22 protein-coding genes are annotated in these 12486 nt (G+C 42.2%); all 22 read right to left on the reverse strand.

Annotated elements, in window-relative coordinates:
- Nucleotides 1-10: 10 nt before the first annotated feature.
- The 22 genes from rplF to nrdD all read right to left on the reverse strand — a co-directional run bounded on the left by rplF (nucleotide 11) and on the right by nrdD (nucleotide 12437).
- The gene (gene rplF / locus DG474_RS08650) at nucleotides 11-547 is read right to left on the reverse strand and encodes a 50S ribosomal protein L6 (protein WP_000086623.1); all 537 of its coding nucleotides are present in this window, start codon (nucleotides 545-547) and stop codon (nucleotides 11-13) included.
- Between the two features lie 187 nt (nucleotides 548-734).
- Nucleotides 735-1133, reverse strand: coding sequence for a 30S ribosomal protein S8 (rpsH, locus tag DG474_RS08655; RefSeq protein ID WP_000245504.1), 399 nt, complete (start codon nucleotides 1131-1133; stop codon nucleotides 735-737).
- Between the two features lie 213 nt (nucleotides 1134-1346).
- Nucleotides 1347-1532 (reverse strand): type Z 30S ribosomal protein S14, encoded by a 186-nt coding sequence (locus DG474_RS08660; RefSeq protein WP_001085697.1) that lies wholly within the window; start codon nucleotides 1530-1532, stop codon nucleotides 1347-1349.
- 17 nt (nucleotides 1533-1549) lie between these two features.
- Nucleotides 1550-2092, reverse strand: coding sequence for a 50S ribosomal protein L5 (gene rplE / locus DG474_RS08665; RefSeq protein WP_000013542.1), 543 nt, complete (start codon nucleotides 2090-2092; stop codon nucleotides 1550-1552).
- Nucleotides 2093-2115: 23 nt separating this feature from the next.
- Nucleotides 2116-2421, reverse strand: a complete 306-nt coding sequence (rplX, locus tag DG474_RS08670; protein WP_000497691.1) for a 50S ribosomal protein L24 — start codon at nucleotides 2419-2421, stop codon at nucleotides 2116-2118.
- Between the two features lie 78 nt (nucleotides 2422-2499).
- Complete coding sequence (gene rplN / locus DG474_RS08675; protein WP_000616545.1) at nucleotides 2500-2868, reverse strand: 50S ribosomal protein L14; 369 nt, start codon at nucleotides 2866-2868, stop codon at nucleotides 2500-2502.
- 25 nt (nucleotides 2869-2893) lie between these two features.
- A complete protein-coding gene (gene rpsQ, locus DG474_RS08680) occupies nucleotides 2894-3154 on the reverse strand; it encodes a 30S ribosomal protein S17 (protein ID WP_000440801.1) in 261 nt (86 codons plus the stop codon).
- 24 nt (nucleotides 3155-3178) lie between these two features.
- Nucleotides 3179-3385 carry a 50S ribosomal protein L29 gene (gene rpmC, locus DG474_RS08685; RefSeq protein WP_000772918.1) on the reverse strand — a complete coding sequence of 69 codons (207 nt, stop codon included), beginning with the start codon at nucleotides 3383-3385 and terminating at the stop codon, nucleotides 3179-3181.
- Nucleotides 3386-3394: 9 nt separating this feature from the next.
- The gene (rplP, locus tag DG474_RS08690; protein ID WP_000960946.1) at nucleotides 3395-3808 is read right to left on the reverse strand and encodes a 50S ribosomal protein L16; all 414 of its coding nucleotides are present in this window, start codon (nucleotides 3806-3808) and stop codon (nucleotides 3395-3397) included.
- Between the two features lie 3 nt (nucleotides 3809-3811).
- Nucleotides 3812-4465 (reverse strand): 30S ribosomal protein S3, encoded by a 654-nt coding sequence (gene rpsC, locus DG474_RS08695; RefSeq protein WP_000529936.1) that lies wholly within the window; start codon nucleotides 4463-4465, stop codon nucleotides 3812-3814.
- Nucleotides 4466-4477: 12 nt separating this feature from the next.
- Nucleotides 4478-4822: a 50S ribosomal protein L22 gene (gene rplV / locus DG474_RS08700; protein WP_000818137.1), complete on the reverse strand. Its 345-nt coding sequence runs from the start codon at nucleotides 4820-4822 to the stop codon at nucleotides 4478-4480.
- Nucleotides 4823-4833: 11 nt separating this feature from the next.
- On the reverse strand, nucleotides 4834-5115 hold the full coding sequence (gene rpsS, locus DG474_RS08705; protein ID WP_000533766.1) for a 30S ribosomal protein S19: 282 nt from the start codon (nucleotides 5113-5115) through the stop codon (nucleotides 4834-4836).
- A 103-nt stretch (nucleotides 5116-5218) separates the two neighbouring features.
- The gene (rplB, locus tag DG474_RS08710; protein ID WP_000512910.1) at nucleotides 5219-6052 is read right to left on the reverse strand and encodes a 50S ribosomal protein L2; all 834 of its coding nucleotides are present in this window, start codon (nucleotides 6050-6052) and stop codon (nucleotides 5219-5221) included.
- 17 nt (nucleotides 6053-6069) lie between these two features.
- On the reverse strand, nucleotides 6070-6366 hold the full coding sequence (locus DG474_RS08715; RefSeq protein ID WP_001055347.1) for a 50S ribosomal protein L23: 297 nt from the start codon (nucleotides 6364-6366) through the stop codon (nucleotides 6070-6072).
- Nucleotides 6366-6989 carry a 50S ribosomal protein L4 gene (gene rplD, locus DG474_RS08720; RefSeq protein ID WP_000024539.1) on the reverse strand — a complete coding sequence of 208 codons (624 nt, stop codon included), beginning with the start codon at nucleotides 6987-6989 and terminating at the stop codon, nucleotides 6366-6368. The genes DG474_RS08715 and rplD overlap by 1 nt, the downstream gene beginning before the upstream one ends.
- Before the next feature lie 24 nt (nucleotides 6990-7013).
- Entirely contained in the window at nucleotides 7014-7640 is a 627-nt protein-coding gene (rplC, locus tag DG474_RS08725; protein WP_000160197.1) for a 50S ribosomal protein L3, read from the reverse strand.
- A gap of 82 nt (nucleotides 7641-7722) precedes the next feature.
- Nucleotides 7723-8031, reverse strand: a complete 309-nt coding sequence (rpsJ, locus tag DG474_RS08730; RefSeq protein ID WP_001284513.1) for a 30S ribosomal protein S10 — start codon at nucleotides 8029-8031, stop codon at nucleotides 7723-7725.
- 265 nt (nucleotides 8032-8296) lie between these two features.
- A complete protein-coding gene (locus DG474_RS08735; protein WP_000725976.1) occupies nucleotides 8297-8935 on the reverse strand; it encodes a uridine kinase family protein in 639 nt (212 codons plus the stop codon).
- Nucleotides 8932-9528: an anaerobic ribonucleoside-triphosphate reductase activating protein gene (gene nrdG / locus DG474_RS08740; RefSeq protein ID WP_000220160.1), complete on the reverse strand. Its 597-nt coding sequence runs from the start codon at nucleotides 9526-9528 to the stop codon at nucleotides 8932-8934. Before nrdG ends, DG474_RS08735 begins: the two co-directional genes overlap by 4 nt.
- Before the next feature lie 4 nt (nucleotides 9529-9532).
- Nucleotides 9533-10033, reverse strand: coding sequence for a GNAT family N-acetyltransferase (locus DG474_RS08745; RefSeq protein ID WP_000423430.1), 501 nt, complete (start codon nucleotides 10031-10033; stop codon nucleotides 9533-9535).
- A gap of 44 nt (nucleotides 10034-10077) precedes the next feature.
- The gene (locus DG474_RS08750; protein ID WP_000521624.1) at nucleotides 10078-10218 is read right to left on the reverse strand and encodes a hypothetical protein; all 141 of its coding nucleotides are present in this window, start codon (nucleotides 10216-10218) and stop codon (nucleotides 10078-10080) included.
- An 11-nt stretch (nucleotides 10219-10229) separates the two neighbouring features.
- Nucleotides 10230-12437, reverse strand: a complete 2208-nt coding sequence (gene nrdD / locus DG474_RS08755) for an anaerobic ribonucleoside-triphosphate reductase (protein ID WP_255778130.1) — start codon at nucleotides 12435-12437, stop codon at nucleotides 10230-10232.
- Between the last annotated feature and the right edge of the window lie 49 nt (nucleotides 12438-12486).

Here is a 12486-nt window from a genome sequence, read left to right on the forward strand (position 1 = left end):
CCACTCAACATTATTTACCTGTTTTACCTTCTTTACGGCGAACGAATTCACCAACGTAACGGATACCTTTACCTTTATATGGTTCTGGTGAACGAAGGCTACGTACGTAAGCAGCTGTTTGACCAACTACTTCTTTTGAAATTCCGCTAACAACGATTGTTGTTGGGTTTGGAAGTTCAAAAGTAATTCCTTCTGGAGCTTCAACTTCGTCTGGATGAGATTTACCAACAGCCAAAACAAGTTTTTTACCTTGAAGTTGTGCACGGTAACCAACCCCACGCATTTCAAGTTCTTTCTTGAATCCTTCTGATACACCAATTACCATGTTGTTCAAAAGGGCACGAGTAGTTCCATGGATTGTTTTCATTTCTTTTGAATCGTTTGGACGGTGAAGAGTTACTTCAGTACCTTCTACACGAATTTCAATATCTTTTGAGAACTCACGAGTAAGTTCTCCTTTAGGTCCTTTTACAGTTACAACGTTGTCATTGTTAGTGATTTCAACACCAGCAGGCAACACGATAACTTTATTACCAATACGTGACATGTTTATTTTCTCCTGTTAGATTGTCAGGCCAGAACGGCCAGTTTTCACGGGGTTAAATCGATTTCTCGATTTAAAGGAACATTTAGGTTTCAATTTCAAAGTGAATCTAGGCATCGTCTCGCAGGCATAACTTTGGGTTAAGCAAGAGACGATAACGAAGAGTCACAAAGAAATTGGGAGCTAAATATTACCAAACGTAAGCGATAACTTCTCCACCAACGTTCTTTTGGCGAGCTTCTTTATCAGTAAGCAAACCTTCAGAAGTTGAAAGAATAGCAATTCCAAGTCCGTTAAGAACTTTTGGAAGATCTTCACGTTTCTTGTAGACACGAAGTCCTGGTTTAGAAACACGTTTCAAGTTAGTGATAACTTTTTCACCGTTTGGTCCGTATTTAAGGAATACACGGATGATGCCTTGTTTGTCATCTTCGATGATTTCTACGTTCTTAACAAAACCTTCGCGTTTAAGGATTTCAGCAATCCCTTTTTTGATATTTGATGCAGGTACTTCAAGTACTTCGTGTTTCGCTTGGTTAGCGTTACGAATACGAGTTAGGAAGTCTGCGATTGGGTCAGTCATAACCATTTTGTTTTTCTCCTCTTACTAGTAGTTTGCAAGTTGCACTTGCTAGTTAATGATTGAGCTGGGCTCAGATAGTATTGACACATTCAAATGAGAGAACTCTTATTTGAACACGAGCTACAACCTGTGCAAAAAAGATAAATTTGTTTTGGAGCATCGCTCCTTCACCAAATTTCCTATTTTTGCTGTGGTTGTTACGCTCTTTGTATCATGATATTACCAAGATGCTTTTGTTACACCAGGAATTTGTCCTTTGTAAGCTAATTCACGGAAGCAAACACGGCAAAGTTTAAATTTGCGGTAAACTGAATGTGGACGACCACATTTTTCACAACGAGTATAAGCTTGAGTAGAGAACTTCGCTGGACGTTTGTTCTTAGCAATCATTGATTTTTTAGCCATTAGATTTACCTCCTATATTATTTTGCAAAAGGCATTCCAAGGCCTGTAAGCAATGCACGTGACTCTTCGTCAGTGTTAGCAGTTGTTACGATAACGATGTCAAGACCACGAGTTTTGTCAACGTCATCAAAGTTGATTTCTGGGAAGATCAATTGTTCTTTCACACCAAGAGTGTAGTTTCCGCGTCCATCAAATGATTTTGTTGGAACACCGTGGAAGTCACGCACACGTGGAAGTGAAACTGAAACCAATTTGTCCAAGAATTCGTACATACGTTCACCACGAAGGGTAACTTTTGCACCGATCGCTACACCTTCACGAAGACGGAAGCCGGCGATTGATTTTTTAGCTTTAGTGATAAGTGGTTTTTGACCTGAGATAAGTGCCAATTCTTCAGCAGCTTTTTCAAGACTTTTAGCGTTTGATACAGCTTCACCAACACCCATGTTCAAAACGATCTTATCTACTTTAGGCACAGCCATCACTGATGAGTAGTTGAATTGTTCTGTCAAAGCAGGAACTACTTCATTAAGATATTTTTCTTTTAAACGATTTGCCATTATACTTCTCCTTTCCTTCGTGATTAATCAAGCACTTCGCCTGATTTTTTGTTGTAGCGAACTTTTTTACCGTCTACAAATTTGTAACCAACACGACCAGCTACACCATTTTTGTCCAATACTTGAACGTTTGATACGTGGATAGCTGCTTCTTTCTCGATGATACCACCTTGAGGAAGCTCGTTAGTTGGACGTTGGTGTTTCTTAACGATGTTAACACCTTCAACGATAACTTTGTTTACTTTTGGAAGGGCAGTAAGGACAACAGCTTCTGTCCCCTTATCTTTACCAGCGATTACGCGAACTTTGTCGCCTTTTTTTACAAACATTAGGTTTCTCCTTGATTTTTCTTACGCCCATAAGGGCACCCTGGAAAGTAATCCAGGGGACTAGTTTGTTTTTAAAAATTAAAGTACTTCTGGAGCAAGTGACACGATCTTCATGAAGCCACCTTCACGCAATTCACGTGCAACTGGGCCAAAGATACGTGTTCCGCGAGGAGTTTTGTCTTCACGGATGATAACTGCTGCGTTTTCGTCAAATTTGATGTATGAACCATCAGCACGACGAGCACCTGATTTAGTACGAACGATAACAGCTTTTACAACGTCACCTTTTTTAACCGCACCACCAGGAGTAGCTTGTTTTACAGATGCCACGATAACATCACCGATGTTTGCAAATTTACGTCCTGAACCACCAAGAACTTTGATAGTCAAGATTTCGCGCGCACCGCTGTTGTCTGCGACTTTCAAACGAGTTTCTGTTTGAATCATTTCAGTTTTCTCCTTTCAGGTTTGATTAGATGATGACCGCTTCTTCAACAACTTCTACAAGACGGAAACGTTTTGTAGCTGAAAGCGGACGAGTTTCCATGATACGTACGATATCGCCTTCTTTGGCAACATTGTTTTCATCATGTGCTTTGTATTTCTTAGAGTAGTTAATACGTTTACCATAGACTGGGTGGTTACGTTTTGTTTCAACTACAACTGTGATTGTCTTGTCCATTTTGTCAGATACAACACGTCCAACAAGAACTTTACGATTATTGCGTTCCATTGAAATTTCTCCTTCCCTAGTCTATTATTTCGCTTCAGATTGAACTGTTTTGATACGAGCGATTTGTTTTTTAACTTCTTTCAAGCGAGCTGTTTGTTCCAATTGACCAGTAGCAGCTTGGAAACGAAGTTCAAACAATTCTTTTTTCAATTCGTTTTCGCGCTTCGCGAGTTCTTCTTGAGAAAGACCACGAAGTTCTTTAACAAATTCTTTTACTTCATTAAGTTTCATGCCTTCTCCTTATTCTGCTTCACGTTTTACGAATTTACATTTAACTGGCAATTTGTGGCTTGCAAGACGAAGCGCTTCGCGAGCGATTTCTTCAGATACACCAGCGATTTCGAACATCACTTTACCACGTTTAACTGGTGCAACCCAACCTTCAGGTGCCCCTTTACCAGATCCCATACGCACACCGATAGCTTTAGCAGTGTATGATTTGTGTGGGAAGATTTTAATCCAAACTTTACCACCACGTTTCATGTAACGAGTCATGGCGATACGAGCAGCTTCGATTTGGCGGTTAGTGATCCAGTGGCTAGTTGTAGCTTGAAGACCGTATTCACCGAATGCTACTTCTTTTCCACCTTTTGCTTCACCGCGCATTTTTCCACGGAATTCACGACGGTGTTTAACACGTTTAGGTACTAACATTGGTTATTTACCTCCTTTAGTGTTTTTACGAGCTGGAAGAACTTCACCACGGTAGATCCATACTTTAACACCAAGTTTACCGTATGTAGTATCTGCTTCTTCCCAAGCGTAATCGATATCTGCACGAAGTGTGTGAAGTGGAACAGTTCCTTCAGAGTATCCTTCAGCACGGGCAATATCTGCACCGTTCAAACGACCTGATACTTGAGTTTTGATTCCTTTAGCTCCAGCACGCATTGCACGTTGAATTGCTTGTTTTTGTGCACGACGGAAAGCGACACGTTGCTCCAATTGACGAGCAATTCCTTCACCTACAAGGTGAGCATCCAAATCAGGTTGTTTGATTTCGATGATGTTGATGTGTACTTGTTTTCCAGTCAATTTGTTAAGTTTTGCACGGAGTGCATCAACGTTAGCACCACCTTTACCGATAACCATACCTGGTTTAGCAGTGTGAAGTGAAACGTTAACTTTGTTTACTGCGCGTTCAATTTCGATAGTTGAAACTGCTGCGTCAGCAAGTTCTTTTTGAACGAATTTACGGATTGCAAGATCTTCATGAAGGTAATCCGCGTATTCTTTTTCAGCATACCATTTGGCATCCCAATCACGGATGATGCCGACACGCATACCAATTGGATGTACTTTTTGACCCACGATGTTACCTCCTTATTTTTCTGCAACAGCCACAGTGATGTGAGCTGTACGTTTGTTGATTGGTGAAGCTGAACCTTTCGCACGTGGACGGAAACGTTTCATAGTTGGTCCTTCGTTTGCGAATGCTTCAGATACTACCAAGTTAGCTTTGTCCAAACCAAAGTTGTTTTCAGCGTTAGCTACAGCTGAATTCAAAACTTTCAAGATGATTTCAGCAGCTTTGTTTGGTGTGAATGTCAAGATTGCAATAGCATCGGCTACGCTTTTACCACGGATATTGTCAAGAACAAGACGTGATTTACGAGGTGAAACACGTACTGTACGAGCCATTGCTTTAGCTGAAGTAATTTCTGCCATTTATGTTCTCCTTATTTTCTACGTGTTTTCTTGTCGTCTGCAGCGTGACCTTTGTAAGTACGAGTTGGTGCAAATTCACCAAGTTTGTGACCTACCATGTCTTCTTGGATGTAAACAGGTACGTGTTTACGTCCGTCATAAACTGCGATAGTGTAACCAATGAAACTTGGGAAGATCGTTGAACGACGTGACCAAGTTTTGATAACTTTTTTCTTTTCGTCGTTAGCTTGAGCTTCAACTTTTTTCATCAAATGCTCATCGACGAAAGGTCCTTTTTTAAGACTGCGTCCCATTTTTATTTTTTCTCCTTTAAATGTTGTACCACAGCGGCTTGCGCTCACATGGAGCGCTACCGAGCTGGCGGATTTCCTAGTTGCTTAGGCGACTAGTTTACTATTACTTCTCGTTGCGACGACGAACGATAAGTTTGTCAGATTTCGCTTTCTTGTTACGAGTTTTAAGACCAAGAGCAGGTTTGCCCCATGGAGTAGATGGTGCTTTACGACCAACTGGTGCTTTACCTTCACCACCACCGTGTGGGTGATCGTTAGGGTTCATTACAGAACCACGAACTGTTGGACGGATACCTTTCCAACGGCTACGTCCTGCTTTACCAAGGTTTACAAGTCCATGTTGTTCGTTTCCGACAACACCAACTGTAGCACGACAAGTTCCAAGAATCATACGTACTTCGCCAGATTGAAGACGAACAAGAACATATTTACCTTCTTGACCCAATACTTGAGCAGAAGCTCCAGCAGCACGCACCAATTCACCACCACGACCTGGTTTCAATTCGATGTTGTGGATCAAAGTACCAACTGGGATGTTAGCAAGCGGAAGAGCGTTTCCGACTTTGATATCTGCTTCTGGACCTGAAACGATGCGTTGACCAACTTCAAGACCTTTTGGAGCGATGATGTATGCTTTCACACCGTCAGTGTAGTGTACAAGAGCGATGTTTGCAGAACGGTTTGGATCGTACTCGATTGTTTTAACAACTGCTTCAACGTTGTCTTTGTTACGTTTGAAGTCAACCAAACGGTAGAAACGTTTGTGTCCACCACCTTGGTGACGAACAGTGATACGACCGTTGTTGTTACGACCAGCCTTGCTCTTCAAAGCAACAAGCAATGATTTTTCAGGAGTGCTTGTTGTGATTTCAGCGAAATCCAAAGAAGTCATATTACGGCGACCGTTTGTTGTTGGTTTATAAACACGAATTCCCACGATATTTCCTCCTTAGATTATTCAGCTTCAGCAGCAAACAACTCGATTGCTTTTGAATCAGCTGTAAGTGTGATGATAGCTTTTTTAGTTTTGTTAGTAAAACCAGTGTAACGTCCAACACGTTTAGCTTTTGGTTTTACGTTGATTGTGTTAACATTTGCAACTTTAACACCTTCGAAAGCAGCTTCAACAGCTTGCTTGATCAAAAGTTTGTGTGCACGAGTGTCAACTTCAAATACATATTTTCCTGCTTCAAGTTGAGCCATTGAGCTTTCAGTGATGACAGGTTTTTTGATAACATCATACAAATTCATTATGCAAGAACCTCCTCGATTTTAGAGATAGCTGCTTGTGTGACAAGAAGTTTGTCGCTATTTGCGATGTCAAGAACACTTGCAGTTGTAGCAGTTGCAACTTTCACATTTGGAAGGTTACGAGCTGAAAGAGCTGCGAATTCATTTCCTTCTTCAAGGATAACAAGAACTTTAGAATCGATGCTCAATGCTGCAAGAACTTTTGCAAATTCAGCAGTTTTTGGAGCTGTAAATTCAAGAGAATCAACGGCTACAAATTTGTTTTCAGCAACTTTTTCAGAGTAAACTGATTTAAGAGCTAGGCGACGAACTTTTTGTGGAAGTTTGTAGCCGTATGAACGTGGAGTTGGTCCGAAGACAACGCCACCACCACGCCATTGTGGTGAGCGGATAGAACCTTGACGAGCACGTCCAGTTCCTTTTTGACGCCATGGTTTGCGTCCACCACCTGATACTGCAGAGCGGTTTTTAACAGCGTGTGTTCCTTGACGAAGGCTTGCGCGTTGGCTGATGATCACATCAAACACGACTGATTCATTTGGTTCGATACCAAATACTGCATCGTTAAGAACAACTTGGCCAGCTTCTTTACCAGTTTGGTCAAATAATGTTACGTTTGCCATTGTGACTGATTTCCCCTTTCTTTATTATTTACCAGCTTTAACTGCTGATTTGATAGTGATAAGAGATTTCTTAGCACCTGGTACGTTACCTTTGATAAGGATAACGTTCTTTTCTGGAACAACTTGTACAACTTCTAGGTTTTGAATTGTTACGCGGTCGCCACCCATACGTCCTGCAAGGTTTTTACCTTTGAATACGCGGTTAGGTGCAACAGGTCCCATAGAACCTGGACGACGGTGGTAACGAGAACCGTGAGCCATTGGTCCACGTGATTGTCCGTGGCGTTTGATGACACCTTGGAAACCTTTACCTTTAGAAGTACCAGTTACGTCAACAACGTCTCCAGCTGCGAATGTTTCAACTGTAATTTCAGCACCAACTTCCAAGCCTTCAACGTTTTTGAATTCACGAATGAAGCGCTTAGGAGCCGTGTTAGCTTTCGCTACATGTCCTTTAGCAGGTTTGTTGCTCAATACTTCGCGTTTGTCATCGAAACCAACTTGGATAGCGTTGTATCCGTCTGTTTCAACAGTTTTAACTTGAAGAACAACGTTTGGAGTTGCTTCAATAACTGTTACAGGGATCAATTCGCCAGCTTCAGTGAAGATTTGAGTCATTCCCACTTTTTTCCCTAAGATTCCTTTTGTCATGAGAAAATAGTTCCTTTTCTATATTTTTTATTCAAAAAGTTTTTAACGAGCGTTTTTTATGCTCAAGGTATCAAGCTTTAGATTAAAGTTTGATTTCTACGTTTACACCACTTGGAAGATCCAATTTCATCAACGCATCAACTGTTTTTTGAGTTGGGTTAACGATATCGATCAAACGTTTGTGTGTACGCATTTCAAATTGTTCGCGAGAGTCTTTGTATTTGTGAGTCGCACGAATAATTGTGTAGAGGCTACGCTCAGTTGGAAGTGGGATTGGACCCGCAACTTGTGCACCTGTACGAGTAGCTGATTCTACGATTTTTGCAGCCGCTGTGTCAAGCGTACGGTGTTCGTAAGCTTTCAAACGGATACGGATTTTTTTGTTTGCCATCTTTTTCTCCTTTTCGTCTATTTAAGATAATAGGCTAGCTCCACAAGAAAACCGACGCGCGTTGCGTGGCAATGCAACCGAGCGTGTCGCAACCTCTTGCATCAAAGCTAAGGCTGTAATTTACAGCACCATAATAGAATAACACAAAGCCCCTACGATTGCAAGGGATTTGTGAGCTTTTTTTCGTTTTTTTAGGATGAAACTGTTTTCTCTTTTCATCTTTCCAAGATTACGGATTTATATCTATAAAAAACCGTCTTTTCTTCTATATAATGTGTGTCATTTTGTGTGTCATTTTGACCTTGAATGTATCTTCTGATTGATCTACTAAAATGTCCGCTTTAGACTCGGTTTCTCTATAGTATCGCAGATACTGCTCCCGTCTCATCTGATGGCTAGCTAACACAAAGGAAGCATCTCGATTTCTCATAGTCGTATCTCGAGCTAGACGCCTCTTTAATTCGGTCTCCTCATCCGTGTAGAAACAGATGGTTTTGTCAAAGAGTTCCTTGGGTAGAAAACCCACAGACATCCCTTCAACAATCAGAATCGGCTTGGCTCCAGACAAGATTTCACTAGCCTTCCACGGTTCATCGATTGTTAAGACATCCATACCTGCCTGCAAAGCGAGAATATCTCTCTGTAAACTTGCCAATTCATGCGCCACTGGGAGACAAGCCGTCACCTTTTGATCTGGTGCTTGCTTTGGTACTACCATGTGACGTTCTGAAGTGATATAGGGATCTGTTTCTAGTAAATTTACTGTAGTAGAATCTAAAGCTTGATACAATTCCTGAGCAAAGGTTGATTTACCCGAAGCCCCATGACCGTAGATCCCTAGCGTCCTAATTCTTCCCGTTTCGATCTCTGAAACCAGTTGTTCTATCAGGTCTTTTTTCTTCATTCTCTCTTCACCTGTTCATAGCTTTCTTTTCCGTCATTAAGCTTGTCCCAAATCACTACTTGCCCACTTTTGAGGGATTTTTGCACATCGATAATTCGTTGATTAGAAGACCCTCGAAACTGGAGCATGAGATTGCGCTTGCTTTTATCATACCGTCCATCAACAAGGATGTCAATCAGCGACAAGAGTTCCAGTTTGTCTGGAGTCTCCAGCATCATTTCTTCCCAAGTGTAGCCCGTCCAGGACCAGATGTCTTTGTCTGGCAATTCCTTTCGAATGCGCTTAACGAGCGGCAAGAGGATACCTGTATTGAGAAATGGTTCTCCTCCCAGCAAGGTCAATCCTTGAACATAGGGCTGGGCAAGGTCTACCATGATCTGCTCTTCTAACTCTGCTGTATAAGGAATACCTGCATTGAAAGACCAAGTCGCAACATTATAGCACCCCTCGCAGTGAAACATGCAACCTGATACATAGAGAGAGTTTCGCACACCTTCTCCATCGACAAAGTTAAAGGCCTTATAATCAATGATCCGCCCTTTACTAAGCTCCTCACTTTTCCATTCACCTGGTTTTGGTGTATTCCATGTCATCCTTTTACTCCAAATCTATCCAGTAACGTTCTACACCATTGCGAACATCCTCAAACACCCCGCCATTTGCCACAATCACTGCTCTACTAGCAGGGTTTTCTGTGCTACAGGTCACAAGCGCTTTTTTGATGTTCTTTCCCTTGGCGACTTGCAAGCCTTGTCGGAGAGCTTCTTTGGCATAACCTTTGCCTCTTTCAGAGGGGCGAACGGAATAGCCGATATGCCCACCATTTTCTAGTAAGTAGTCATTTAATCGGAGACGAAGGTTGAGAAAGCCAAGAGCCTGGCCTGCTATGTCAAAACTAACCAGCTGGATAGCAGGAACCCAGTTTTCAGGAATATTGAGTCCCGCTTCCGCTTGAAGATTTTCTTCTAACCACTCTTCATAAACAAAATTCTCAGCATCCCAAAATCCACCGTCGTGAGGGGACTGTGCTTGTTCAAACTCTGCCATCATCTCTAAAATCGCTTCTTTATCTTCCAAACTTGGTCTGCGTAGTTCCATATTTCCCTCCCACCTAAGAGAAAAGTGAGAGCAGACTCTCACTTTTATTTTTTCTTTTTCTTGTTTAAAAACTGTTCTCTGAGGTTGAGCAAGCGTTCTTTTTTACCTGTTCCACCTTTCGAGTGTTTCTCGTGATAACGGGTCACTTGTGCGCGTCCCTTATCGTCTAATTGGTATTTCCCCATTCCGTTTCCTTCTAATTTGTTACTTCATGTCCAGCTGTTTTGATAGTAGAGCCATTCATGTGTTTGACACGCGCAGCGATTTCCTTGTGGCGTCCATTAACCATCGGACGCGCTTGAGGATTTCCCAGATAACCACACGTACGTTTGACCACGTCTACTGTTTTAGGGTCGCTATTGCCACAGTTGGGACAAGCGAATCCTCGCTCAGTTGGTTCAAAATCCCCTTCAAAGTCGCACTTGTAGCAACGATCAATCGGAGTATTGGTCCCTAGATAACCGACACGGTCATAGGCATAGTCCCAAACAGCTTCCAGGGCCTTAGGATTTTGTTGAAGAACTGGATACTCACAATAATGGATGAAACCACCTGACGCACCTGCTTCTGGATAAACTTTTTCAAAGTCTAATTTTTCAAACGGTGTTGGATTTTTACGGACATCATAGTGGAAAGAGTTGGTGTAGTATTCCTTGTCTGTAATATCAGGAATAGAGCCGAACTTCTCTGTATCCAAGCGACAGAAGCGGTCTGTCAAGCTTTCAGACGGTGTTGAGTAGATAGAGAAATGGTAACCATATTGGTCAGACCACTCTTCTACACGTCGTTTCATATCGCGAATGATACCCAGTGTGAATTCCTTGGCTTCAGGATTGCTTTCCCAGCTGTTTCCAAAGAAGACTGTAGCCACTTCGTACAAACCGATGTAACCCAGCGAAACTGTCGCACGGCGATTCTTAAAGAGTTGGTCAACACTTTCTTCTTTTCCGAGACGGCGACCGAAGGCTCCGTACTGATAGAGGATAGGGGCATTCGCTGGTGTTGCTTCCTTGGTCCGTTCAACACGGTAAACCAAAGCATCTTCTGCGATGTTCATACGTTCATTGAAAATTTCCCAGAACTTATTCAGATCCCCTTCAGACTCGAGGGCGATACGAGGCAGATTGACTGTCACAACACCTAGATTCATCCGACCTGAATTGACCTCAACACCATTCTCATCCTTCCATCCTTGGAGGAAAGAACGACATCCCATAGGAACCTTGAAAGAACCAGTCAGTTCGATAATCTTATCATAGGACAAGACATCTGGGTACATCCGCTTGGTTGCACACTCAAGAGCCAACTGTTTGATGTCGTAGTTAGGTGAACCTTCCTCTAAGTTGAGTCCTCTTTTTAGCGTAAAGATGAGTTTAGGGAAGATGGCTGTTCGATGTTCTGAACCAAGCCCCTTGATTCGGATGTTTAAGATAGCTTTTTGAATTTCCCGCTCAAAACGACTAGTTCCTAGACCAAAACCTAGTGAAGTAAAAGGTGTTTGACCATTCGAAGTGAAGAGAGTGTTGATTTCATACTCAAGAGATTGCATGGCATCGTAGATGTCTTTTTGTGTTTTCTTCCAAGCGTAATCTTCCCGTTTGTCAGGCAAGACCCACTCTTCCGCATCCTTGAGGTGTTTTTGATAATTCTTCTCTGCATACGGAGCTAAGACTTCATCGATACGGTCAGCCGAGCAGCCCCCGTACTGGCTAGAAGCAACATTGGCGATGATTTGTGAAATTTGAGCTGTCGCAGTCTGGATAGACTTGGGTCTCTCTACCTCTGCATTTCCAATCTTAAAACCATTTTCCAGCATGCCTTTAAAATCAATCAAACAGCAGTTGGTCATCGGAGTGTAGGGGCTGTAGTCCAAGTCATGATAGTGGATATCCCCTTTTTGGTGAGCATTAGCTACGTGCTTAGGAAGCATTTGCAATCCGATTGATTTCCCAACAATCCCCGCTGTCAAATCACGTTGGGTGTTGAAGACATCGCTATCTTTATTGGCATTTTCATTGACAACTGCTTGATCTTTATTGAGGAGCTTATGGATACTAAAGTTGATATCTGTCGCTTTTGAGCGCTCAAAATCCCTTTGAGTCCGATAAGTGATATACTCCTCAGCCAGCGCATACTCTTTGGCTTCAAGGAGTTCATGTTCTACGACATTTTGAATTTCGTAAATCTTGACACCTTGAGGGAAGCGGCTGTGAATTTCAGTCACGATTCTTTCAACTAGACCATTTAGGCGTTTTTCTACTAGAGGCGTAAGGTCCATAACCTTTTCCGCCGCCTTGTGGAGAGCCTTGTCAATCTTGTCTACATCAAACACCACACGTCTACCATCTCGTTTTTCAACGAACAAGGTGGGAACGGTTGCAAGCTTTTCTTCTAATACAATCATATCCATGCTCTTTTCTAAAATATTGTTGAATAGTTTATATTCAGTATTA

Origin of the sequence: Streptococcus oralis, assembly GCF_024399415.1 — a bacterium.
GTDB lineage: Bacteria > Bacillota > Bacilli > Lactobacillales > Streptococcaceae > Streptococcus > Streptococcus oralis_CS.